Origin of the sequence: Thermus caliditerrae, assembly GCF_021462525.1 — a bacterium.
Classification (GTDB): domain Bacteria; phylum Deinococcota; class Deinococci; order Deinococcales; family Thermaceae; genus Thermus; species Thermus caliditerrae.
Genome location: NZ_JAKEDT010000008.1, coordinates 64972 through 86124 on the forward strand (window position 1 = coordinate 64972; position 21153 = coordinate 86124).

Genomic DNA, 21153 nt, shown 5'->3' on the forward strand with positions numbered 1-21153 from the left:
CCCATCCTAAGGGCTCTTCCGGTAACATATGCCCGTGAAACGCCTTCTTTTGTCCGCCCTTGGGCTGTCCCTGCTCCTTGCAGCCTGCTCGGTACGCGTTACCGTGCCCCTTCCCAACCAGCAGGTGACCGTAGCCATGGTGGGGGATACCTTGGGGCAGGTGATCTATCCGGCACAGGCCATGGAGTTTCCAGGGGTTCCCGTTAAGAGCGTAGAGGTCTCCGGCACCCTCGAGGCCAACCAGCCCCTAACCCTCACCCTGAACCTCTACGCCCGTCTGACCGATCCCGCCAGCGACCCAAGCTGCACCGCCCTCTCCGATTTCACCACCACCTATGCCTACGCCTGCCCAGTGGGCCCCGACGACGAAAGGGTGGGAAGCGCCACCTTCGCCTTAAGCCAAAGCACCTCCCTCACCCTGAAGGGCCAGAACCTCACCTACGGGGTGCAGGCGGGCAAGCTCTGGCTGGGAGTGCAGCTGAACCAGGCCCTGCCGGCACCCCAAGTGGAGTTCACCTTTAAAGACCTGAAGGCCACCGTGGTGGCCGGCCTTTAGCCGCCTCCCTTTGTGCCCCCAGGTCCCTTCGGCCCTGGGGGAACCCTTATCATGGAGGGTAGATGAAGGACGTCTTGCGCCTGGAACTTCCCGTACTCCCCCTTAGGAACACCGTGATCCTCCCCCACACCACCACCGGGGTGGACGTGGGTCGCCCCAAGAGCAAACGGGCGGTGGAGGAGGCCCTGAACGCCGACCGCTACCTTTTCCTGGTGGCCCAGAAGGACCCCGAGGTGGACGACCCCACCCCGGAGGACCTCTACGGCGTGGCCACCCTGGCCGTGGTCAAGCAGGCCATGCGCCTCCCCGACGGCACCTTGCAGGTGATGGTGGAGGCTAGGAGCCGGGCCCGCCTGGTTTCCTACGTGGCTGCTCCCTACCTCCGGGCCGTGGGGGAGGTGTTGCCGGAACCCCCCCTTCAGGACGCCAGCCTGGCCCGGGTTCTGGTGGGCGAGGTGCAGGAGGCCTTTGAGCGCTACCTGCAAAACCACAAGACCCTGCGCCTGGACCGCTACCAGCAGGAGGCGGTGAAGAGCACCCTGGACCCCGCGGTCCTGGCAGACCTGGTGGCCCACCACGCCACCTGGCCCTTGGAAGAGAAGCAGTCCATCTTGGAAACCCCGGAGGTGGAGGAAAGGCTCAAAAAGGTGCTGGCTCTGCTCCTCCGCGATTTGGAGCGCTTTGACCTGGACAAGAAGATCGCCGCCCGGGTCAAGGAGCAGATGGACCAGAACCAGCGGGAGTACTACCTCCGGGAGCAGATGAAGGCCATCCAGCGGGAGCTTGGGGGCGGGGAGGACTTCCTCTCCGAGATGGAGGAACTTAGGGAGCGCATTGAGCAAAAGGGCCTGCCCGAAGCGGTCAAGGAAAAGGCCCTCAAGGAGCTAAGGCGCCTCGAGCGCATGCAGCCCGGCTCCCCCGAGGCCACGGTGAGCCGCACCTACCTGGACTGGCTTCTGGACGTGCCCTGGACGGAGGCTGACCCCGAGGTGCTGGACATCGCCGTTACCAAACGGGTCCTGGACGAGGACCACTACGGCCTCAAGGACGTGAAGGAGCGCATCCTGGAGTACCTGGCGGTGCGCCAGCTCACGCGGGGCCAGGAGGTGCGGGGCCACGCCCCCATCCTCTGCTTCGTGGGCCCCCCGGGGGTGGGCAAGACCTCCTTGGGCAAGAGCATCGCCCGCAGCATGAACCGCAAGTTCCACCGCATCTCCTTGGGCGGGGTGCGGGATGAGGCGGAGATCCGGGGCCACCGCCGCACCTACATCGGGGCCCTGCCCGGCAAGATCATCCAGGGGATGCGGCAGGTGGGGGTGGTGAACCCCGTCTTCCTCCTGGACGAGATCGACAAGCTCTCCTCCGACTGGCGGGGGGACCCGGCCTCGGCCCTTCTGGAAGTCCTGGACCCCGAGCAGAACCACACCTTCACCGACCACTACCTGGACGTGCCCTACGACCTCTCCAAGGTCTTCTTCATCACCACCGCCAACACCCTGGCCACCATCCCCCGGCCTCTCCTGGACCGGATGGAGGTCATTGAGATCCCCGGATACACCCTGCCGGAGAAGCGCGCCATCGCCCGCCACTTCCGCTGGCCCTTCCAGGTGAAGGAAGCGGGCTTGGAGGGCAAGCTGGAGATCACCGACCGGGCCATCGACCGCATCGTGCAGGAGTACACCCGGGAGGCGGGGGTGCGCAACCTGGACCGGGAGCTTTCCAAGGTGGCCCGCAAGGCGGCCAAGGACTACCTGGAAAGCCCCTGGGAGGGGGTGCGGGTGGTGGACGCCCAGGACCTCGAGGCCTACCTGGGCGTGCCCAAGTACCGCCCCGACCGGGCGGAGAAGGCCCCCCAGGTGGGGGTGGCCCAAGGCCTGGCCTGGACCCCCTACGGCGGGACCCTCCTCACCATCGAGGCCGTGGCCGTGCCGGGCACGGGCAAGGTGAACCTCACCGGCAACCTGGGGGAGGTGATGAAGGAGTCGGCCCACGCCGCCCTCACCTACCTGCGGGCCCACCGGGAGGAGTGGGGCCTGCCCGAAGGCTTCCACAAGGACTTTGACCTACACATCCACGTGCCGGAAGGGGCCACCCCCAAGGACGGCCCCTCTGCGGGCATCACCATGGCCACCGCCCTGGCCAGCGCCCTCACGGGCCGCCCGGTGCGCATGGACATCGCCATGACCGGGGAGATCACCCTGAGGGGCCGGGTCCTCCCCATCGGCGGGGTCAAGGAGAAGCTCCTGGCCGCCCACCAGGCGGGCATCTACCGGGTGGTCCTCCCCAAGGAGAACGAGCCCGAGCTCAAGGAGGTGCCGGAGGAAATCCTCAAGGACCTGGAGATCACCTTCGTGGAGGAGGTGGGCGAGGTCCTAAGGCTCCTCCTCCTGCCCCCCGCCCCACCCCCCGTGGGCCCCACCGACCGGCCCCAGCCCGGCGCCGGGGCCTAAACCTCCACCAGCTTGCCCAGCGGCACCAGCACGCGGCTGGTGCCCGAAACCGGGCGGTAGGCCCTAAGGGCAAGGGCCGCCAACCCCTTGGTGCCGATGCCTAAGCGGTACACGCCCGGTAGAAGGAAAAGCAGATAGTCCAAAGGCACTTCCGGCAGCACCGCTCCCCAGGCGTAGTGCGCCTTGGCCTCTGAGGGCAGAAAGTAGACCCCCGTATCCCCGGAGCTGAGGCGGAGGGGAAAGGCGTGGGTGTCCACACCCACACCCAAAGGCAGGAGTTGGTAGACCTGCCCCCGGAGTTGCAAAACCGCCGGTTCGTCCAGCACCAACGGCACCTCCACCGCCTCCCCGTCCCAGGAAACCAGCTCCAGCTCCTCGGGGAGATCGTCCAAGGCCAGGGGGGAGCCTAAACCCACCAGCTCTTCCGGCGGCGGGAACCCGGTCCGGGGAAAGGTGGGATCGGCCAGGAAGCGGCGCCATCCCACCAAGGACCTGGACCACGCCCCCCCTTCTAGGGGCTCCCCGCTGGCCTGGCGGTGGTAGGCCTCCGCCACCGCATCCCCCTCACCCCGAAAGAAAGCTGCCAGGCGCCTGTGCAGCCTGAGCCTTTCTCCCGTAGGGATGCCGGAGCAGAGGTAACGGCGGAACTGCGGTTCCGCCCAGCGGTAACGCCCCTCCACAAAGAGCAACCACCCGCGGTGTTCCAGCTCATCCACGTGGGCTTCCACCCCTAGGGCCCCAGCCATCTCCGGGGGAAAGGAACCGGGGTGGAGGGATAACACCTCCAGGGCCCTACGGGCCTCCTCGGAAAGGTGGCGGGCCTCGAGGACCACCATGGCCCGAATCCGCTGGGGAAGAGCTTCTGGATCGCCCAGCGAAAGGAGCTCTTTTAGAAGCTCAGGGCGGCCACCGCTTTCCAGGTAGAAGCGGGCGGCTCGCTCAAAGGGCAGGTTCCGCAGGTACGCCTTCCGGGCCTCGGACCACGCCAGCCGGGGCACGTGCAGCACCTTGGTGATCTCTGCGGGAAAGTGCGCCCTCAGGACGAGAAGGAAGGAGGGGTCTTCGCCGAAAGCGCTTCGGGCCACCACCAGCACCTGGCCTGGGGTGGGGCGGAGCCTCAGGGCCTCCTCCTTGGGGGGAAGGGGGTCGCCAAAGTAATAGACCCCCGGACCGGTCCCCTGCCCCTCACGGAAGGGCAGGTCCAGGCGCGCCGCCAAGGCCCTGGCCAGGGCTCTACGGCCAGACCCCGGAGGGCCCACCAGGACCACGAGGGCCGGAGGCCGCACCTCCTTTAGCCGGTCGGGAAAGGGTACGGCCTCCCGGGAGACCGCCAGTCGCGCCCGGACCTCGTGGACCCAGTGGTCCAGCTCGGGGGTGAGGCCCTCGAGACCTTCCAAGGCCTCCCCTGCCCCCGGGGTACGGTCCAGCTCCACCCCTGGGGGAAGCTCCAGCACCGGACCGCGGAAAGCACCTTTGCCCAAAAAGGCGCGCAGGTGGGTGAGCTCCACCCGGAGGTTCTGCAAAGCGGCCCCGTGGCCCCAAAGGAGGTCGGCCAGCTTCTCCCGGCGGGTGGGTCCCTCGAGGGCCAGATAGTAGAGGATGGCCAAAGCCTTGCGGCGCACAGGCAGGGTTTCGAGGGGCCCCTCCGCCCGAGCGGGGCCGTAAAGGGGAAGCCGTACCTTCCTGGCCATTTTGGCCTCCGTTAAGGCAGGCGTTAAGAGAGCGTTAAAGACATGAGCCCGACCTGCCCCTAGTTTAACGCCCCTCTGTGAAAAACTCGTCAAAAACGACTGGGCTCTGCTTCACGAGGCTTTAACGGCATCCCCGCTAGGGTGCTCGCAGAAAGGAGGTGAAATGGTGAGGCTTGGGAAGTTGGGTTTGCTCCTCATCCTGCCCCTCCTGCTGGGGGCAGTGGGCCCCCAAGCCTCCGTGCGGCTGGAAGTGAGGATTCCCGAACGCGCAGCCCTCATCCTGGAGCCTCCCGCGGTGGGCGGGATGCATGTGGGGGTTTTGTGGGCCAGCGGGACGGGTGGAGGCCACCCCAGCCAACCTCCGTACTGCCCCAAAGACCCCCGCGACCCCACCCTCTGCCTGCGGGATCCGGTGGTGGTCTTTGACCTCCGGTGCGCTACCTTGGGCCCCGTGCCCCCGCACTGCGCCGGGCTTTACGGCGGGGATGGCCGCTTCCTGGACGAGGACGGGCGGCCCTACCCGCCCCTCCTCCTGGACGGGGAGGGCCGGGTGGTCCCTGGGTCCAAGCGCTTCCCCCAGTTCTTCACCCACCCCTCCATGCGCCTGCACGTCTTCACCCAGCGGCGGCACTGGGCGCTTTCCGTGGCCTTGGAGACCGAGCCCACAAGCCCGGAAGGTAGCGTGCTGGACGCCAGCCACTTCGCCATGCACTCCATCCTCACGGGGCGGGGCGGCGTGCCCCCCACGCCCCACTGGAAGTGCCTGGCCTACCACCCGGACTGGGACCATCCCCCTTCCCACATATGCCCCGCGCCTCCCGGGCCCGAAGGGGGCGTGCTCCTGGAGGAGGTCACCGACCACCCTGGCGGCTGGCAGTCCGTCACCCTGGGCATCAAGCTCCGGTTGGACGGCTCCGAGGCCCCTGGTGAGTACGAGGGCTGGTTGGTTTACACCCTCACCCTTCTATAGGAGGCTTTCGGCTTGAGGCTTTTGGGTTCTTTTGAACGGAGGAAACCATGAAGAAGTGGCTGATCGCGGTTTTAGCCCTGGCCCTGGCGGCGGGCTACGCCCAGGTGAACTTTTCTACGGAAGGCGACCTGGACGCGAACATCGAGGAGCTTTGGGACGACAACCACGACCAGGCGGCGGTGAAGGAGAAGGTGCGGGTGGTGATCCCGCCCCGCTACGCCCTCCACCTCACCGAGGACGAGTGGAACCTGAACCTCAATAGCCCTCCTGAGGCTCCTTCTCCCTACGTGTTTGACCCCTACAACCCTCAGCCCCCTGCGGAGGGGTGCTACCTGGTGCCCAAGGCGGTGAAGACGCCCTCTGACCTCATCAACTACGCCCTTGCTGGCGGCGTCTTCCGGCCCATCGGCGCCTATCCCGCGGCCAAGGACTACAACGAAAACGGCATGCTGGAGCCCGACGAAAAGGGCACGCTCATCTGCGTGAACCAGAAGGTGCTGCAGAAGTTCTCCAACGACCCCGACGGCTGGCAGCTCTCGGTGTCCGTAACGGGCACGCCCGCTAGCGGCTTCGGCTACTTCGGCCTGGCGGACCTCATCAACCAAGTGCCCATGGGCGGCTTCTACACCAACAGCCTGCCCCACATGCCGACGGTGGTGGCCCAGGGAAGCGGCCCCACGGGCGGCTGGCTGGACGACCTGATCGTGGAGGCCTTCTGGTTTGACGGCTCCGAGCTGGACGGCACCTACACCCTCGACGTCACCTTCACCCTGGCGGGTCTCTAAAAGGAGGTAAGCCATGCGGAAGCTTCTCTTCTTGACCGCTAGCCTGCTCCTGGCCCTGGCCTTGGCCAACGGCGGGGAGGAGTGGAACGTGGGGAGCCAGCAGGCCACCGTCACCGAGCGCATCAACCTCACCATCCCCCAGCGGGTGGCCCTGCACCTCACCGAGGACGAGTGGATCGTGGACCTGAATAACCCCGTTCCCGGGCAAAACGGGGAAGGATGCTACCTGGTGCCCAAGGGGTTTGGGGGCACCCTTGAGGACGCCATCGCCGACGCCTTGGCGGGCGAATTGGCCCCCATCGACACCTACCCCGCCATCAAGGACCTGAACGGCAACGGCAAGATTGACGAGGGCGAGAAGGGCACCCTCATCTGCCTGAACCAGAAGGTCCTGCAGAAGTTCTGCAATAACGGGGACGGGTGCGAGCTGGACCTCAAGGTGACCCGGACCCAGGGCGGCCCCACCTACGGCCAGGGCGGGGTGGTGGAGAAGGCCCCGGACCTCGGCCACACGAAGTTCGTCCAGTTCAACGGAGTGGACGACGGCACGCCCCTCGAGCTCCTGAAGGTGCTGGGCGGACGCCTCCCCGGCTGGCTGGACGACCTCATCATCGAGGCCTTCTGGTTTGACGGCTCCGAGGTGGCGGGCACCTACGAGTTCAACTTCCTCTTCCAGCTGGCCGCCCTCTGAGGCCTAAAGGCCGCCCCCGGGCTTCCGGGGGCGGCTTTTTCCCCGCTAGAATCCGGCTATGAGAAAAACCCTTCCCCTGCTAGCCCTGCTCCTCACCGCAGCCCAGGCCCAAACTGGCGTGGGGGTAAGCCCCCCCAGGGCCCTCTACCCCGCTGCCCCTGGGACCAGCCTCACGGGGAGCATCCTGGTGGACCACCCAGGACGCAGCGGCACCCTGCAGGTGGAGGTGGTGCTCCAAGACGTCCTCCTCCAAGCGGACGGGAAGCCCCTCTACCTGGACCCAGGCAGCCACCCCCGCTCCCTCACCCGCTGGCTTGCCGTGAGCCCCCTGGCCTTTCTCCTCCAGCCCCAGGCTGCCCAGGAGGTGCGCTACACGGTGCAGGTGCCCCCGGACGCCCAGCCCGGCACCTACTGGGGCATCGTCTTCTTTGAGTCCGCCCCGGCGGGAAGCCGGCAGGGCGCGGAAGGCCTGGGCATCCGGGTCAAGACCCGGGTGGGGCACGTGGTCTACGTGGAGGTGGGCCAGGTGAGCCGCTCGGGGCGCATCCAGGGCTTCCGCTACCTGCCGCCAAGCCGAGAAGGCCCCGCCCAGGTGCGACTCTCCTTCCAGAACACCGGCACCGGCCTCCTGCGCCTCAAGGGGCGGGTGGAGGTGCGGGACCTGCAGGGCCGCCCCGTGGCCCAGGCGGAGGTGCCGGAGACCGCCAGCCTCCCCGGGGCCACCCACGAGCTCCCCGCGCCCTTGGACAAGCCCCTGCCCCCGGGGCGCTACCTGGTCCTGGCGGTGCTGGACTACGGGAGCCCGAGCCTCATCGCCGGGGAAGGGCGGATTGAGGTGAAGTGATGCGAAGTCTGGCCCTTTTGCTGGTGCTCGGCATGGCCCTGGCCCAGGTGCCCATCGGGGTAAACCTGCCCGAGGGAACGAGCCTCAGCCTGAATGCCGAGGAAGTGGTCTTTGACCTCACTCAAAGGAACTACCCGCCCCCCAGCTTCCCCTTCGCCTACAGCCCCACCTCCCCTTCCGGCCCCCTCACCCTGCGGCTTTTCACCAACCTGGAAGGGGGTTTCGCCGTGGAGGTGGAGGCCAGCCCCCTCCTGGCGGAAGGCGGGGCGGAGATACCCGCCAGCCAGGTGGAATACCGCCTGAACGGCGGGCCCTGGATTCCCCTGGGGCCCAAGGTGGTGCTCCTCACGGGAAGCGGGCCCACGGCAGGCTACCAGAGCTATGTGCTGGAGTTCCGCCTGGTGCTCACGGGGCAGGAGGTGCCCGGGGTGTACCGGGGTAGCCTCCTCTTCACCCTAAGCCGCCTTTAGGCCATGCGGGCCTTGGCCCTTCTCCTCCTTCTCGGCCTGGGTCTGGCCCTCGAGGCCCCCGAGGCTCTGGAAGCCCAGCCCGGCGGCTTCCTGAGCGTGCCCGTGCGGGGGGAAGGGCGCATCCAGGCGGCGGAGGTGCCCCAGGGCCTCATCCCCCTCACCGAAGCGGTGGAGGGTGAGGGGGTGCTGAACTTCCTGGTGGGGCCGGAAGCCCGGGCGGGGGAGCACCCCCTGGTCCTGCGGGACGCCCGGGAAACCCGCACCGTGCGGGTGCGCATCCCCGTGCGGGCCGGGGTGGAGCTCCGGGTTCCCCCCGGGGCCGAGGGGGTGGAGGGGGAAAGCCTCGGTTACACCCTGAGCGTGCGCAACACGGGCAACGCCCCGGACCGGGTGCGCCTGGAGGTGCGGAGCCTCCTCCCCTACCGCCTCTCCCAAGAGGTGCTGGACCTGGAGCCGGGGGAGGCCAAGGAGGTGCGGCTGGAGCTACGCCTGGTGGGGCGCAACCGGGACACGGCCACGGTCTTCGCCTACTCGGGCCTGGACCCCAAGGTGCGGGCCTACGGGGTGGTGGAAACCGTCATCCGCCCCTTCGCCGGGGCGGAGAAGCTCTCCCGCCAGGCCCTCTACTACCGCTTCGGCCTCACAGGCCGGTACGGACAGGACACCCTCTCCTACGGCTTCGGGCTTTCCCTATCCGGCGCCCTTTCCGACTACGTCCGCCTTGCTTCCAGCCTGGCCCTGAAGCCCGAGGGGCCCGCGGGGGAACTGGCCTTTTTGGGTGAGGGCTTCGCCCTGGGCTTCCGGGGCTACCCCGGGGTCTACCGGCTGGACGGGGAGCTCGGCCCCTTCCAGGGCTACGCCGCCTGGGCGGGGGGCGGCTTGAGCGTGGGCGGCACCTACCAGGAAGGTCCGTGGAAGGTTTCCGGGCACGTGAGCGGGCTGGGGCAACGTTTCAGCCTGGGCTACGCCCTCCAGGAAGGAGGGCTAATTCTGGTGCCCTACGGGGTGGTGAACCGCCGGGCCAACCCCGAGGCCGTGCAGGCAGGTGTCGGCCTCGAGGGCAAACTGGAAAACCGCGACCTCAGCCTCAGCGGCAGGCTGGAGTACCTGGAGGGCCTGAGGCTCCGCCTGGGCGGGGCCACCCGCAGCCAGGAGCCTTGGGGGCTCAAGGGAGAGGTGGCTTACGAAGGGGGCAGGCTCCAGGGCTCCGCCACCCTGAGCGAGCGCTTGGACGAAGCCACCACCCAAAGCCTCTCCCTGCGCCTGGCGGACAACACCGGCCTCTTCTACACCCTGGCCTACCGCCCCCCCGGCCAGCCCTTCTCCCTCAGCGGCACCCTGGGAGCCCAAGGGGGCCTGGTGGTGGGCCTTTCCGGGCGCTACCGGGAAGGCGGGGTGGAGGTGGGGGGAAGCCTGGGGCGCACCCCGCAAGGAGCGAACTTCTCCCTCTTTGCCACCTACCGGGAACGGGACTACGCCTTCCAAGGCGGCTACACCGCCCTTCCCAGCGGGCGGCGCCTCCAGCTGGCCGCGCAGGGAACTTTCCCGCCCTTGGAGGGCACCCTCAGCCTGGGCTACGACCTGGAGCAAAAGCGCCCCGAGGCGCGCTTCGGCCTGGCCTACCGGGAAGGCGGCCTGGTCCTGGGCCTGGAAGGGGCCTACGCGGAGGGCGTCCTGAGGCTTTCGGCCCTGGGGGGCCTGGAAGCCAAGGGCGGCTTGGACACCCCTGAGGCGCTGGTCCAAGCCTTCGGGGGCCGGGCCACGGGGTACGTGGAGGGGGTGGTCTTCCACGACCGGAACCGGGACGGGGTGAGGGGGATGGAGGAGCCCCTCCTGCCCGGGGCCAAGGTGCGGGTGGGGGCTCTGGAGGCGGTGGCGGACGGGGAAGGGCGCTACCGCCTGGAGCTCTACCCGGGGGCCTACCGGCTGGAGGTGGGGGGCCTCGAGGCCAGCCTGGCCCTCCGCCGCCGGGCGGAGGTGCGGGTGGAGCGAGGGAAAACCCTCCCCCTGGACCTTCCCGTGGAAACGGTGGTGGGCCTCATGGGCCAGGTCTACCTGGACGCAAACCGCAACGGCCAAAAGGACGAGGGCGAACCCCCCCTCCCCTACGCCCGGGTGCGGCTCCAAGGGGCGGAAAGCCGCACCGCCCTGGCCGACGGCAGGGGGGTGTTCGTCCTGGGCGGCCTACTCCCCGGGAGCTACACCCTGAGCCTGGACCCGGCCAGCCTGGACAAGCTGCAAGAACCCGGCGAGCCCCTAAGCCTGGACCTCCAGCCCGGCCCCCTGCCCCAGGTGCTCCTGGCCGCCAGGCCGGTGGTGCGGGAGATCGTGCGCACCCTCACGGAGGAGAGCCTGGCTGTGGTTCTAGAACCCCTGCCCACAGTCCTTCCCCCAGGGGCCGAGCTCCCCTTGCGGGTCCAGGTGCAGGGAGGGCCCAGCCGGGTCTGGGCCGAACTGGGGGGGCGCTCCTACCCCCTAAGCCCCCTGGAGGAAGGGCTTTACGGGGCCTACCTTCCCGTGGAAGGCCAAGGAAGCCTGGAGCTAAGGGTGGTGGCCGAGCGCGGGGCCGAACGGGCGGAGGCCGGGGCCTACCTCACCGTGCGGCCTGGCCCCCTGGCCACCCTCCAAGCCACCCCCGCCCTTTTGGACCCCGGGGAGGAGGTGCGCCTCGAGGCCCGCCTCCTCCGCCGGGCAAACCGAGTGGAGGTGCGCCTCGGACCCCTCATCGTCCCCTTGGAACGGGTAGACGACCTCACCTTCCGCGGCACCCTCCTGGCCCCCAAGACCCCTGGGGCCTACGAGCTGGAGCTCTACCTGGACGGGAGCCGGGTGCACACCGCCCGCATCCGGGTGCGGGACTAGGGAAGCTCCTCCTTGCGGTTGGCGTTGAAGAAGACCTGGGCCCCGAAGCGCTCCACCACCTCCTCCGCCGGGATATAGGTGGCCCCCAGGGTTTCCATCACCCGCCGCATCAGGTAGTCCCCCTCCCGAAGCTGCCTTTCCACCTGGGGCAGGCAGTCCTTGTGGTACAGGGCCATGAGGGGCTCCAGGTGCCCTTCCGGATTGTAGGGGACCACCACAGGATAAGGAGAGGCGAGAGCCTTCTCGTAGAGGAACTCCCAGTACCCCCGGGTAAGGAAGGGCAGATCCGTGGCCGCCACTGCCACCCAGGGGTGGCGGGCGTGGACCAGGGCCGAGTGCAAACCGGAGAGGCTGTCCGCCCCCGGCAGAAGGTCGGGGTAGACGGGAACCCCAAAGCCCGGATAGGGCCTGTTAGCCACGATAAACCGCTCCTCCGCCCCCGCCAGGCTCTCCAAGACCCATTGCAGAAGAGGCTTTCCCCGGTAGGGGAAAAGGGCTTTGTCCTCCCCGAAGCGCCGCGAAAGCCCCCCCGCCAGCACCGCCCCCGTGTACATACCCTTAGCCTAGGACCTCCGCCAGGCGCCCGGCCAGCAGGGGAGCGTAGAGGAAGCCCGTGGAGCCTAGGCCCGTCAGGGCAAAGCCACCGTCCACGGGGAAGAGATAGGGAAGGTCCTGGCCCCCGGGGAGGGCGCCTAAGTAGCCGCACGCAAAGGTTGCCCCATCGACCAAAGCGGCTTGCTCATGGCCTCTTTGGGGCCCCCCCCCCCCCCCGNAAGGTCTTCCGCGCCCTTTAGAAGCCATTCCACCTCCCCTTCCGTGGGAGGGGGAGCCTCGGGATCAGACCGATGGGGGAGGTAGCTTCCCCCTAGGGCGCTTCCCGCTAGGTAGACCCGGTAGCTGATGGCCCGGGGGAAGTAGTCCAGCAGGGTGAGGACGAGGCCAGGGATATGCCGCCCCTCGAGGCCCAAAAGGTGCGCCCCCCGCCCACCGCCCGCGTAGACCAGCACCTCCCCCCGCACCCTCTGCCCCCCTTCCAGGACCAGGCAAGGGGGTTCCCAGGCGACCACCCTGGCCCGGAGGAGGGGAAGGCCCTCCGCCAGGCGCTCTAGAAGGGGCCTTGGCTCAAGCCAGAAGGCGTCTTCCAAAAGGACCCCTTTCCCCTCCCAGCGGTGCCTCAGCCCCCCCAGGCGGCCCGCCACCTTGGCCCGCTCCCCTTCCGGGACCGGGCGGAAGACCCCCATGTGCAGCTCAGCGAAACGGCCGTAAAAGCTCAGGGCCGCCTCGAGGGCCCGCTCCCCCTCCGCCGCCAAGGTGAAGCGCCGTCCCCGGAGGGGGTTGACCAGGGCCACAGGTACCCGGCTTGCCTCCCCCAGGGCCTCGGCCACCAAGAGCACCCGCTCTCCCCGCTCCAAGAGGAAGCGGGCCGCGGCGAGCCCCGCCACCCCCGCCCCCAGGACCACCACCCCGGCCTCACCCACAAGACCCACGCCTACCCCCTCCCTTGGGGGAAAGAACCCCTGCCCCAGGAGGCCGCCCCCAAGGGCCTCAGAACCGGAAGCCTTCCCCGTCCCTTCGGCAGAGCCCCCGCTCTGCCAGGCCCTCCAACAGCTCCCGGGCCCTGGCCTCGGGGAGGAAAGGGGCAAGGTCTCGAGGCCGCAACAAGCCGCCCCGCCGCCAAGCCTCCTTCATGGCCAGCCTCTCCAGGGCCACCGGTGAAGGCCCCCGGCGCAAGAGTCCTCCCTGCCAGCGTTCTACTCCCAGGTAAGCCAGCAGAGCCCCCAGCAACGCCAGCCCAAATCCCCAGAAGGCAAAGCGAGTGACGGCCAGGAGCCACACGAAGAAGGCCACACCCGCCAAGAAAGGCATGAAGGACCGCATCCCTCCCTCCTAGGCTACGGGCAAGGGGATGGGGGCAGGCTCCTGAGCCCCCACCACTTCCCCGAAGAGGAGGTGGGGCGTGGCCTGCTTCACCTCCACCTGGTAAAGCCCTGGGGCCGGGGCCTGGTGGGCGGGGAGGAGGACCGGATGGTTCCCCCGGTCGTGCCCCTGCACGTACCCCTCCTCCTTGGCCACCCCCCGGACCAGCACCTCCACCGTCTTCCCCACCCACTCCAGGTTGCGGCGGTAGCTCCATTCCTTCTGCTTCTCAATGAGGCGCTGTAGCCTTTCCACCTTCACTTCCCGGGGCAGGTCCTGGAAGTGCTTGAAGGCCGGAGTGCCGGGCCTGGGCGAGTAGATGAACATGTAGGCCTGGTCGTAACCCACCTCGTCGTAGAGGCTCAGGGTTTCCTGGAAGTCCTCCTCCGTTTCCCCAGGAAAGCCCACGATGATGTCGGTGGAAAGCACGGCGTCCGGCAGGACCTCGCGGATCCTGCGGATGCGCTCCAGGTAGTGGGCCCGGCGGTACTCCCGGGCCATGCGCCTAAGCACCCGGTCAGAGCCCGACTGCACCGGCAGGTGGATGTAGCGGGTGATGGCGGGGGTTTCGGCGATGGCCTCGAGGATATCGTCGGTAAAGTTCACGGGGTGGCTGGTGAGGAAGCGCACCCGGGGGATGCCCACCCCCCCCACCAGGCGCAACAGCTCGGCGAAGCTGGGGAAGCCCGGCTGGTCCTTGCCGTAGGAGTTCACGTTCTGGCCCAGGAGGGTGATCTCCACTACCCCCGCCGCCTTCAGTTGTTCGATCTCTTTCAGGATCAGGTCGGGGTGGCGGGAGACCTCGGGCCCCCGGGTGGTGGGCACGATGCAGTAGGTGCAGTGGTGGTTGCACCCGCGGATGATGGTCACGTGGGCGGACAAGGCCCCCTTGGGGGGCGGGGGGATGTAGTCCAGGAGGTCTTCCTTGAAGGTGAGGTCCCAGAAGCGCTCGTTCCCCTTCAAGGCCTCCGGCAAGGAGGTGAGGGCCCCGGGGCCCAAGAGCAGGTCCACGCCGAACTTCCGGGCCATCTGCTGGCCCTCGTCCAGCTGGGCCAAGCAGCCCATAAGCCCGATGAGGAGGCCCCGGCGCTCCTTCTCCTTGCGGAGCTGGCCTAAAAGGGAGCGCACCTTCTCCACCGGCTTACCCCGCACGGCGCAGGTGTTCACCAGGACGAAGTCCGCCTCCTCCACGCTATCCACCAGCTCCCACCCGAGGCTTACCAGCTCGCTGGCCACCAGGTGGGAGTCGTACTCGTTCATCTGGCATCCGAAGGTGATGATGTGCGCGCGCATATTCCTCCAGAGGCGACCGGGGGGATCCCGGACCCCATGGTTCTAAGTCTAGCAGGCAGGAGAAAACCCGCCCCTATAGGGGCGGGCCTTGCCTGGTGGCGGCGGTGGGACTCGAACCCACGACACCACGATTATGAGGAGCTTACCCCTGGGTCCTCTCCACTCCACTACGTTCCGATTTGCCCATAAATAAGGACACTTCCCCTTAGTAAAGTGAGGGTTCGTTCCGCCGGTATCCGCCCCATAAGCTAACCATTCGCTAACTCGAGGCGAGCCCTGGGGGTGGGCGGGGAATGGGGAGAAACGGAGCGGATCTGAGGGGGGTATCCTGAGGAGGGTGGTGGAGGTGTCCAACGAAGAGCTTCAGCGGGATTTTGAAGCCTGGATGGTCTGGAACGAAAGAAAAGCGCTCCTAGGAGCGGCTTACCTCCTCTGTCCGTCCCCTTTTGAGGAGCTAACACAGGTACTCCAGCGCATTCCTCCTGGGCCCCTCGGTGCACTCGCCTCTCTGAGCTGGGGACCCCCGGAAGTGGAGGAGATCGAGCGCTTCCTTCAGGACCATGAAGGAAGGTTCTGGCGGGGGTGGCCTGCCTGGGGTGCCCTGGAATATTGGCGAAGGGAGGTGTTTCCCAAGCGTGCCTGCGCGTTGCAGGGGCGGAGGGGGGCCTTCCCCGAAGCCTGGCGGGCCTGGGCCTACCCCCTCCTCGCAGGGATAGCGGAGGCCCTCGAGCCCTGGAAGCCCTACCCTGAGCCTTGGACGCAAGGCCACCGCTTCCTCCACGAACTGGAGCACGCCTTCAAGGTGGGCGTGGCTGAGGCGGTCTGGTCGGACCCCTCCCCCCCAAGAGAAGACCTCTGGGGTGAACTACGCCCTTACCCGTGGGAGAGCCGTTGGGAGTTCCTACGGCGGGCAGAAGCTCACTACGACTTTTGGAAAAAGCGGCGGGAAGCGTTGGGGGAAGAAACACCCTATGCCAAGCGTCCCAAGTGGGCCACAAGGCATAGGGACTTGCTCCTCTACGCTCTGGAAGAGCTCTTTGGGCTAACCCGGGACCAAGTGGGGAGCCTTGGGGAGGAGTTGCGAACAAGCCCAGGTCCCCTAGGGAAATACCTCAGGCAAGGTAGAAGGCCCAAAGGAAGGCAGGAAAAGACCCCGCACGAAAACCGCTTGGAGGGGGAGGAAACGCCTCCCCTCTCGCCTCTGGACTACGACACGGTCAGCAAGATCGTGGCCATTGTGAAGGAGCGGCTTCGCCTGCCCTGAGCCGGATACGCTCCCTCATCGTGCTTCGCGGTAGTAGAATGTCCCTACCGAGGCGCCTGCCTGGGGGGTGATGCGGATGCCAGGGATGGAGAAGGCCAGGGTACCCGCGCACGGAGAATCCTTAGCCCGGGCCATGCGCCGGGCAGGCCTCGAGGCCCCCACCCTGGCCAAGGAGCCGGGCGCGAGTCCCGAGCGGGTAATGGCTTGGCCTGCTGGGGAAGGCCTTCAGGCAAAGGCCTAACGGGAGGGCACCCTGTGGCCGCGCAATCTCCCCTAGCCTTCGAAGATCCCGTGGCCTATGCCCGGCGCCTGTGGGAGGGCTACCGGGAACTTTTGGCCTCAGAAGAGGCGTACGATCCCTTCCTGCTCCTAGAGGCGGTGGAGGAATGGCCCGTCTTCGTGCGGGCCTTGCGGCGGGCGGCTTCCAAGAACCCCGCTGAGGCCTTGCGCTTAGCCAAGGAAGTGTGGAAGGAGGAAGTGCCTTTGCGGGTCCTCGGGATACGTCTACCGGCCACCAAGGAGGCCTTCCTGGCCCAGGTGGGGCTGGCCTAGACCAAGACCACACCCGGGCCGGGGAAGAAACCCTTCTGGAGAGGAGCTCTGGTCATGGGGTACACAAAGGACTCCCTTTTAGAGCTGGCCCGCTGGCGCTGGCGGGAGGTGCGGCGCTTCCTGGACAACCCCGAAGCCTTCGACCCTGACGAGGCCCTGGAGGTGTTGGAGGAGTTCCCCCTCTTGCGGGCCCACCTGCGAGCGCTTTATTCCCAGAACCCCGAGGCCGCCCTACAGCTGGCCCGGGAGGTCTTGGCGGAAAGGGAAAGACTCTTGGCCCGGGGCTTTTCGCTTCCGGAGACCCTCGAGGCCCTCCTGGCCTGACCCCTTGCCCACCCGTGGCCGGCTCAGAGTAGCGGATCCTGAATGGCCTTGGGTAGGCCTTCCTCCACCTCGAGGCCTTGCCCCGTCAACGCCGCCATCCGCTTGTCCTTGGTGTAGACCTTGGTGCACCCGTGGACCTTGGCAATGCCGAGGATAAAGGTGTCCGTACGCACGCATTGGCGTTCCTGGCCCTTGAGGGGCTCCTGGTCCAGGCGGGCCTTGAAGAAGCGGGCGGCCTCAATGGCCGCCGCCTTGTTCAGCTCTAGAAGGCGGAAGTGCTTCTCCAAGTAGGTCAAGACCTCAGGCCACTTCTGGGGCTCAAGCCCCGTCAGAAACTCACTCACGACCGGAAGAGGGAGGGCCACCTTGCGCACCCCGCGGCTGAGCTCCTCGAGGTAGGCCTTGGCGCTAGCATGCTCAGGATGCCCAGGGTTCTCCAGGGCTTGAAGCAGGGCGATGAGCACGTCCGTGTCCAGGGCCTCCACCCTCACCCCCTGAGCCGCCGCACGTGTTCCTCGGGGTCAAGGCCCCGCAAGGCCTCCCCCACCAGGCGGGCCAAGCCGATGAAGGCCTCCTGAGGATCCCCTGGGCGGTAGGGGAGGACCTCCAAAAGCTCGGGGTGGCCCAGAACCTTCCAGCCTCCCTCCTCCCAGGCAAGCCGGACCCTCACCCGCACCCCGATCTCCCTATAGAGGGCGTTCTCCTCCTCGAGGGCCTTCACGTCTTCCCGTTGAGCCCGAATATGGTACTCCCCTTGGGGGGTCCTGAGGTCCACCTTGGGCTCCACGCCCCCGAGGCGGATCACCTCCCCGTAGAGGGTAAGGACGTCCTCCACAACCAGGGGCGGCGTGGGGGCCGGGACAGGATGGGCCGCCCCCAAGAGGGGTTTCACCTTCCCCGCGCGCTCCAGCTTCAGGGTGCGGTCTTCCTTCACAAGCTCTTTGCTGAGCAGGTAAGCCTTTTCCCGCGTCTTGGGCCCGAGGAGGTGGTACTGCCCTTCCTCCAGAGGGCGGAAAAGGCCCTCTTCCAAAGGGAGGACAGCGCCCACGCTGACCTCGAGGGCCACGCTCCCCTCCCTCACCCCCACCAGGCTCGCGGGGAGGGGCTCCTCGTACCCCTGTTCTAGGGCGAAGGCCTCCAGGAGGCCGCCAAGCCCCTCAAGGAGCACCGCCAAATCCTTCAGGGGAAGGTCCTCCGGGCCCAGGAGGTCCTGGCCCTCGAGGTAGAGGCGGTACACCTTCCCCTTCATACGCCCAAGTGTACCGCACCGTTCCGTGCACAGTTGGAAGCCCCGTCCCCAAACCCTCTCAGAGCGCTTTTTGACCAGGAGCTTGACGGAAAACCCCAAAGCTTCCCCTAGTGGAAGCCAGGAAGGGCGGGCGATTTCGTGCCAAGCTCCCCATTTTGTGCCAACCCCTTGGCACAAAATCTTTTTGCGTCCTGGACGGGATTTTCCCGATTTTGTGCCAAGGGCATAGAGAGATTAAGGCTCCTCGTACTCCAGGAGGTCCTGGACCCCGTAGGGCTTGCCCGTGAGCTTTCTCAGGGCCCACAAAACCCAGGCGAGGGCCTCGAGGTCGGGGCGATTGATTGACCCCGAAGCCCAAGCGTAAAGGGTATTGCGGCTTACTTTTCCTGAAAGGACTTGGGCGAGGCGGTAAACGGTCAGGTTCTCCCCGGCCAAAACTTCCCTGAGCCTCCACCGCAACCTGGGCGCTACCATAGCCTGAGCTTACCAAAACATGGGGACCAATACTATAGCTATGCCCATACCTATTGACATATGCACACAACTTTGGTACTATAGGGCACCTAGGGAGGGCGTGCTTGGCGGCCTGACCTCCCTAGGGCTCACCAGGAGGTGAACATGACCACGGTACCCCAGAACAAGGCTCAGGTTCAAGATAGCCCCTTCGGGGCTGACCAAGAGGCGAAGGCGGCGGTGGAGCTCACCGCCCAGCAGGTGGCCGCGCTCTACAACCTGCTCAAGGCGGAAGAGGACTACGGGGAGGGGCTCCCCCTGGCCCTCGAGGCCCTCCGCCGGGAGCTCAAGGAGAAGGCCAAGGCCCTGGGGCTCACCTTCCGGGAGGGCTACGCCTACCTGAGGTGAGGCGGGACGGGGGTGGGGGCTTCCCCGCCCCCTTCTTCCCTGGAGGTGCGCGATGAGCAGGACTTGGGGCCACACCCTGGAGGCCCACACCCCCACGGGCCGCGATCCGGGTTGTTCCTGGCCACTTTGCAGGGGGGCCACCGCCTTCCGGGGGCGCTTCTACCGGGTGGCTAGCTCCCGCACGGGGAGGGTCGTGGAGGCCCGGGTGAACCTCTGCTTGGAGCACGCGGAACGCTGGGCGGAAAGGCACGGCTTGGAGAAGGCCCTCGAGGCGGATCTCCGCCAAAGGCTCCTGGCCCGAGGGCTCTTCCTCCACCTGGAGAAGGAGCCCAAGAGCGGGCGTTGGCTAGCCTGCCCTCTCCTCAAGGGGAAGCGGCGGCCCCCCTATGCCCGGGGCAATACCCGGGCCGGCGCCCTCCTGGGCCTGCTTTGGGAGGTGGGCCGTGCTTAGGGCCTCGAGCCTGGCCCTCCTCCTGGCCTGGCTTTGGTTTGACCTCACCGGGGACGGCTGGGCGGCCTTCTTTGCGGCCTCCTCTAGCCTGGCCGCCTCCCTGGTGGCCTGGACGGCGGCAAAGGAGAAGGAGGTGCGGAATGAGCGCTAAAGCAAAGCGGGAAGCCCTTTGGCACTACGTGCAGGCGCGGCTGGAAGAGGTGGTGCAGGCCCTGGACCTCCCGGTCCTCGAGGAGCCCCGGCTCATGGAGGCCCTCGAGGCGGGCTACCTGGCGGCCCTGGAGGATTTCGCCCCACCCGCCATACACGCCCTGATAGCCCACGGGGACGGCGTGGAAGCGCTTCAGGAACAAATCCGCGGGGATTTGTTCCTATACGGAGAGGAAAACAGCGGACTAGATGGGAAGCATGGAGCGCAAGGGGTCCAGGCTCTTGACGGTGGAGGAGGCGAGGATGGTGGTAGGGCCTGACCGGTTTTCCAGGCACCTGGCCTACGCCTTGGGCAGGGTGGCCGGGGTGAGGATGGGGAAGCGGCTCCTCATCCCCAGCAAGGTGGTGGAGGCCCTCTTGGAGGGGCGCCTGCCCCCGGAGGTCCTCGAGGCGGTGCACCGGGAGGCCAGGAAGCTGGGGGGGAAGGCATGAGAGGCGGTTGTTGGGATGCGTCGCAGGTTGTGGAAGCGGTGGCCCAGGTCTTGCGGGAGTGGAGGGAGGGCTACCTGGAGGCGGAGGAGGCCCTCGAGGCCATCGAGGAGGCCCTTAGGGAGAACAACTTCGGGCCCCTTCTGGAGGGGGAAGCATGAACGGGAAAGAAGAGCTAGCCCTTTGGGAGGAAGCCAAGCGGGTGTTGCGGGAGATGTACGGTAAGCGGCTCACCGAAGCGGAGTTCAGCGCCTTTCTCCTGGTGGCCCGCAAGCTGGGCCTAGACCCGGTGAGCCGGGAGATCATCCCCCAGGTGCGGGAGGGGTCCGGGGGGCGGCAGGTGAGCTTCATCATCTCCCGGGACGGCTACCTGAAGGCCGCCATGCGGGACCCGGACTATGCGGGCCTCCAGAGCATGGTGGTGCGGGAGGGGGACCATTTTGAAATCCACCCCTCCGAGGGGCGTGTGGTGCACCGCTTTGGCGCCAAGCGGGGGGCCATCCTGGGAGCCTGGGCCATCAGCTACCACAGAAAGCGCCCGCCCGTGATCTACTTTGCCGACTTCCAAGAGTACGTGGAAGCCAACAAAAACAGCCCCACTTGGAAGCAGTACCCCTCGGCCATGATCCAGAAGGTGGCCGAGGTGGGAGCCCTCCGCCGCCAGTTCAACCTTTCCGGCGTGGTGGCGGCGGAAGAGGTGGGCGCGGAACCCCTCGAGGCTCCCGCAGACCTGCCCGCAACAGGGGAGGAGCCCCACGCCCGCCTTGGGTCCCCTTCCCCAGCAATGACCCTCCCCGCCCCCACTCCCAAGCCCATCGCTGGCCTCCAAGCCCGGGCCATCGCGGAGCTCTACCAGGACCTGGGGCTGAAGGGCCCCTTGGCCCGGGAGGTGGCAAGCCGCCGGGTGGAGCGGGAGGTGGCAAGCCTGAAGGAGCTTTCCCACCAGGAGGCGGAAGACCTCCTGGCCTACCTGGAGGAGCTCATGCGGGCCCTCGAAAGCCTCTCCCCCCAAGAGCGGGGTGAGCGCATCCGGGCCTGGCTTGCCGCCCATGAGCGGGGCCTGCCCGAACCGGAGGAGCTCGTGGACGCTGAGGCCGAAGTGCTCTTTGAGGAGGAAGAGGCATGAAGGGCAAACCGGGCCGCCCTAACCCGACGGCCCGCCTGGTGGAGGTGTCCAAGGGCAGTCTACCACAGGCGGAAGGCAGGGGGGTAGGGCATGTAATTGGCCACTACATTTGAGACACCTTGGGGAACCGACCCCTCCTGCATCCTAGCCAGAAACTC

General features: G+C 67.4%; 25 protein-coding genes and 1 pseudogene. 18 read left to right on the top strand and 8 right to left on the bottom strand.

Going from position 1 to position 21153, the window contains the following annotated elements; genetic code table 11:
* The first annotated feature begins 28 nt into the window (after positions 1-28).
* Together L1088_RS06260 and lon are read left to right on the top strand one after the other, a co-directional pair.
* Entirely contained in the window at positions 29-556 is a 528-nt protein-coding gene (locus tag L1088_RS06260; protein ID WP_234554190.1) for a hypothetical protein, read from the top strand.
* A 62-nt stretch (positions 557-618) separates the two neighbouring features.
* Positions 619-3006: an endopeptidase La gene (lon, locus tag L1088_RS06265; RefSeq protein WP_234554191.1), complete on the top strand. Its 2388-nt coding sequence runs from the start codon at positions 619-621 to the stop codon at positions 3004-3006.
* Here the strand turns inward: lon and L1088_RS06270 are convergent.
* A complete protein-coding gene (locus tag L1088_RS06270) occupies positions 3003-4697 on the bottom strand; it encodes a hypothetical protein (RefSeq protein ID WP_234554207.1) in 1695 nt (564 codons plus the stop codon). The two genes, lon and L1088_RS06270, sit on opposite strands and share 4 nt — an antisense overlap.
* A gap of 163 nt (positions 4698-4860) precedes the next feature.
* Here L1088_RS06270 and L1088_RS06275 point away from each other — a divergent pair, with 163 nt between their 5' ends.
* The 6 genes from L1088_RS06275 to L1088_RS06300 are packed head-to-tail and all read left to right on the top strand — an operon-like array spanning position 4861 to position 11319.
* The gene (locus tag L1088_RS06275) at positions 4861-5667 is read left to right on the top strand and encodes a hypothetical protein (RefSeq protein ID WP_234554192.1); all 807 of its coding nucleotides are present in this window, start codon (positions 4861-4863) and stop codon (positions 5665-5667) included.
* A gap of 47 nt (positions 5668-5714) precedes the next feature.
* Positions 5715-6452, top strand: a complete 738-nt coding sequence (locus tag L1088_RS06280; RefSeq protein ID WP_234554193.1) for a hypothetical protein — start codon at positions 5715-5717, stop codon at positions 6450-6452.
* A gap of 13 nt (positions 6453-6465) precedes the next feature.
* Entirely contained in the window at positions 6466-7143 is a 678-nt protein-coding gene (locus L1088_RS06285) for a hypothetical protein (protein WP_234554194.1), read from the top strand.
* A gap of 58 nt (positions 7144-7201) precedes the next feature.
* The gene (locus L1088_RS06290; RefSeq protein ID WP_038041823.1) at positions 7202-7987 is read left to right on the top strand and encodes a fimbrial biogenesis chaperone; all 786 of its coding nucleotides are present in this window, start codon (positions 7202-7204) and stop codon (positions 7985-7987) included.
* Positions 7987-8457 carry a hypothetical protein gene (locus tag L1088_RS06295; RefSeq protein WP_234554195.1) on the top strand — a complete coding sequence of 157 codons (471 nt, stop codon included), beginning with the start codon at positions 7987-7989 and terminating at the stop codon, positions 8455-8457. Before L1088_RS06290 ends, L1088_RS06295 begins: the two co-directional genes overlap by 1 nt.
* A 3-nt stretch (positions 8458-8460) precedes the next feature.
* Positions 8461-11319 carry a hypothetical protein gene (locus tag L1088_RS06300; RefSeq protein ID WP_234554196.1) on the top strand — a complete coding sequence of 953 codons (2859 nt, stop codon included), beginning with the start codon at positions 8461-8463 and terminating at the stop codon, positions 11317-11319.
* Here the strand turns inward: L1088_RS06300 and L1088_RS06305 are convergent.
* From L1088_RS06305 to miaB, 4 genes and pseudogenes are all read right to left on the bottom strand, one after another.
* Positions 11316-11873 carry a molybdenum cofactor guanylyltransferase gene (locus L1088_RS06305; RefSeq protein WP_234554197.1) on the bottom strand — a complete coding sequence of 186 codons (558 nt, stop codon included), beginning with the start codon at positions 11871-11873 and terminating at the stop codon, positions 11316-11318. The two genes, L1088_RS06300 and L1088_RS06305, sit on opposite strands and share 4 nt — an antisense overlap.
* A gap of 4 nt (positions 11874-11877) precedes the next feature.
* Positions 11878-12806 (bottom strand): annotated as a pseudogene (locus L1088_RS12440) (FAD-dependent oxidoreductase).
* Between the two features lie 58 nt (positions 12807-12864).
* A complete protein-coding gene (locus tag L1088_RS06310) occupies positions 12865-13197 on the bottom strand; it encodes a hypothetical protein (RefSeq protein ID WP_234554198.1) in 333 nt (110 codons plus the stop codon).
* 9 nt (positions 13198-13206) lie between these two features.
* Positions 13207-14529, bottom strand: coding sequence for a tRNA (N6-isopentenyl adenosine(37)-C2)-methylthiotransferase MiaB (gene miaB, locus L1088_RS06315; RefSeq protein WP_234554199.1), 1323 nt, complete (start codon positions 14527-14529; stop codon positions 13207-13209).
* Positions 14530-15151: 622 nt separating this feature from the next.
* Between miaB and L1088_RS06320 the strand changes: the two genes are divergently transcribed.
* The 3 genes from L1088_RS06320 to L1088_RS06330 all read left to right on the top strand — a co-directional run bounded on the left by L1088_RS06320 (position 15152) and on the right by L1088_RS06330 (position 16669).
* On the top strand, positions 15152-15793 hold the full coding sequence (locus L1088_RS06320; protein ID WP_147371089.1) for a hypothetical protein: 642 nt from the start codon (positions 15152-15154) through the stop codon (positions 15791-15793).
* Between the two features lie 255 nt (positions 15794-16048).
* Positions 16049-16345, top strand: coding sequence for a hypothetical protein (locus L1088_RS06325; RefSeq protein WP_147371090.1), 297 nt, complete (start codon positions 16049-16051; stop codon positions 16343-16345).
* 54 nt (positions 16346-16399) lie between these two features.
* Positions 16400-16669, top strand: a complete 270-nt coding sequence (locus tag L1088_RS06330) for a hypothetical protein (protein ID WP_119360957.1) — start codon at positions 16400-16402, stop codon at positions 16667-16669.
* Between the two features lie 23 nt (positions 16670-16692).
* Here L1088_RS06330 and L1088_RS06335 read toward each other — a convergent pair whose 3' ends face one another.
* The 3 genes from L1088_RS06335 to L1088_RS06345 all read right to left on the bottom strand — a co-directional run bounded on the left by L1088_RS06335 (position 16693) and on the right by L1088_RS06345 (position 18392).
* On the bottom strand, positions 16693-17154 hold the full coding sequence (locus L1088_RS06335) for a type II toxin-antitoxin system VapC family toxin (protein ID WP_234554200.1): 462 nt from the start codon (positions 17152-17154) through the stop codon (positions 16693-16695).
* Between the two features lie 2 nt (positions 17155-17156).
* Positions 17157-17918: a hypothetical protein gene (locus L1088_RS06340; RefSeq protein WP_119360959.1), complete on the bottom strand. Its 762-nt coding sequence runs from the start codon at positions 17916-17918 to the stop codon at positions 17157-17159.
* Positions 17919-18152: 234 nt separating this feature from the next.
* Positions 18153-18392: a helix-turn-helix domain-containing protein gene (locus L1088_RS06345; protein ID WP_234554201.1), complete on the bottom strand. Its 240-nt coding sequence runs from the start codon at positions 18390-18392 to the stop codon at positions 18153-18155.
* A gap of 144 nt (positions 18393-18536) precedes the next feature.
* Between L1088_RS06345 and L1088_RS06350 the strand changes: the two genes are divergently transcribed.
* The 7 genes from L1088_RS06350 to L1088_RS06375 are packed head-to-tail and all read left to right on the top strand — an operon-like array spanning position 18537 to position 20995.
* The gene (locus tag L1088_RS06350) at positions 18537-18779 is read left to right on the top strand and encodes a hypothetical protein (protein WP_234554202.1); all 243 of its coding nucleotides are present in this window, start codon (positions 18537-18539) and stop codon (positions 18777-18779) included.
* 52 nt (positions 18780-18831) lie between these two features.
* Positions 18832-19230 carry a hypothetical protein gene (locus tag L1088_RS06355; RefSeq protein ID WP_234554203.1) on the top strand — a complete coding sequence of 133 codons (399 nt, stop codon included), beginning with the start codon at positions 18832-18834 and terminating at the stop codon, positions 19228-19230.
* Positions 19223-19381 (top strand): hypothetical protein, encoded by a 159-nt coding sequence (locus tag L1088_RS06360; protein WP_182482568.1) that lies wholly within the window; start codon positions 19223-19225, stop codon positions 19379-19381. Before L1088_RS06355 ends, L1088_RS06360 begins: the two co-directional genes overlap by 8 nt.
* Entirely contained in the window at positions 19371-19700 is a 330-nt protein-coding gene (locus L1088_RS06365) for a hypothetical protein (protein WP_234554204.1), read from the top strand. Before L1088_RS06360 ends, L1088_RS06365 begins: the two co-directional genes overlap by 11 nt.
* A complete protein-coding gene (locus L1088_RS06370) occupies positions 19684-19872 on the top strand; it encodes a hypothetical protein (RefSeq protein ID WP_326490761.1) in 189 nt (62 codons plus the stop codon). Before L1088_RS06365 ends, L1088_RS06370 begins: the two co-directional genes overlap by 17 nt.
* Positions 19873-19901: 29 nt before the next feature.
* Entirely contained in the window at positions 19902-20030 is a 129-nt protein-coding gene (locus tag L1088_RS12445; protein ID WP_267961083.1) for a hypothetical protein, read from the top strand.
* Positions 20027-20995 (top strand): RecT family recombinase, encoded by a 969-nt coding sequence (locus tag L1088_RS06375; protein ID WP_234554206.1) that lies wholly within the window; start codon positions 20027-20029, stop codon positions 20993-20995. The genes L1088_RS12445 and L1088_RS06375 overlap by 4 nt, the downstream gene beginning before the upstream one ends.
* Positions 20996-21153: the final 158 nt, after the last annotated feature.

What these genes read in the sequence shown, in the direction of transcription:
- L1088_RS06295 (WP_234554195.1), top strand. Translation starts at nt 7,987, where the DNA reads ATGCGAAGTCTGGCCCTTTTGCTGGTGCTCGGCATGGCCCTGGCCCAG.
- L1088_RS06280 (WP_234554193.1), top strand. Translation starts at nt 5,715, where the DNA reads ATGAAGAAGTGGCTGATCGCGGTTTTAGCCCTGGCCCTGGCGGCGGGC.
- L1088_RS06365 (WP_234554204.1), top strand. Translation starts at nt 19,371, where the DNA reads ATGAGCGCTAAAGCAAAGCGGGAAGCCCTTTGGCACTACGTGCAGGCG.
- L1088_RS06370 (WP_326490761.1), top strand. Translation starts at nt 19,684, where the DNA reads ATGGTGGTAGGGCCTGACCGGTTTTCCAGGCACCTGGCCTACGCCTTG.
- L1088_RS06330 (WP_119360957.1), top strand. Translation starts at nt 16,400, where the DNA reads ATGGGGTACACAAAGGACTCCCTTTTAGAGCTGGCCCGCTGGCGCTGG.
- L1088_RS06275 (WP_234554192.1), top strand. Translation starts at nt 4,861, where the DNA reads ATGGTGAGGCTTGGGAAGTTGGGTTTGCTCCTCATCCTGCCCCTCCTG.
- lon (WP_234554191.1), top strand. Translation starts at nt 619, where the DNA reads ATGAAGGACGTCTTGCGCCTGGAACTTCCCGTACTCCCCCTTAGGAAC.
- L1088_RS06375 (WP_234554206.1), top strand. Translation starts at nt 20,027, where the DNA reads ATGAACGGGAAAGAAGAGCTAGCCCTTTGGGAGGAAGCCAAGCGGGTG.
- L1088_RS06345 (WP_234554201.1), bottom strand. Translation starts at nt 18,392, where the DNA reads ATGGTAGCGCCCAGGTTGCGGTGGAGGCTCAGGGAAGTTTTGGCCGGG.
- L1088_RS06310 (WP_234554198.1), bottom strand. Translation starts at nt 13,197, where the DNA reads ATGCGGTCCTTCATGCCTTTCTTGGCGGGTGTGGCCTTCTTCGTGTGG.
- miaB (WP_234554199.1), bottom strand. Translation starts at nt 14,529, where the DNA reads ATGCGCGCGCACATCATCACCTTCGGATGCCAGATGAACGAGTACGAC.
- L1088_RS06260 (WP_234554190.1), top strand. Translation starts at nt 29, where the DNA reads ATGCCCGTGAAACGCCTTCTTTTGTCCGCCCTTGGGCTGTCCCTGCTC.
- L1088_RS06270 (WP_234554207.1), bottom strand. Translation starts at nt 4,697, where the DNA reads ATGGCCAGGAAGGTACGGCTTCCCCTTTACGGCCCCGCTCGGGCGGAG.
- L1088_RS06350 (WP_234554202.1), top strand. Translation starts at nt 18,537, where the DNA reads ATGACCACGGTACCCCAGAACAAGGCTCAGGTTCAAGATAGCCCCTTC.
- L1088_RS06305 (WP_234554197.1), bottom strand. Translation starts at nt 11,873, where the DNA reads ATGTACACGGGGGCGGTGCTGGCGGGGGGGCTTTCGCGGCGCTTCGGG.
- L1088_RS06285 (WP_234554194.1), top strand. Translation starts at nt 6,466, where the DNA reads ATGCGGAAGCTTCTCTTCTTGACCGCTAGCCTGCTCCTGGCCCTGGCC.
- L1088_RS06340 (WP_119360959.1), bottom strand. Translation starts at nt 17,918, where the DNA reads ATGAAGGGGAAGGTGTACCGCCTCTACCTCGAGGGCCAGGACCTCCTG.
- L1088_RS06355 (WP_234554203.1), top strand. Translation starts at nt 18,832, where the DNA reads ATGAGCAGGACTTGGGGCCACACCCTGGAGGCCCACACCCCCACGGGC.
- L1088_RS06290 (WP_038041823.1), top strand. Translation starts at nt 7,202, where the DNA reads ATGAGAAAAACCCTTCCCCTGCTAGCCCTGCTCCTCACCGCAGCCCAG.
- L1088_RS06300 (WP_234554196.1), top strand. Translation starts at nt 8,461, where the DNA reads ATGCGGGCCTTGGCCCTTCTCCTCCTTCTCGGCCTGGGTCTGGCCCTC.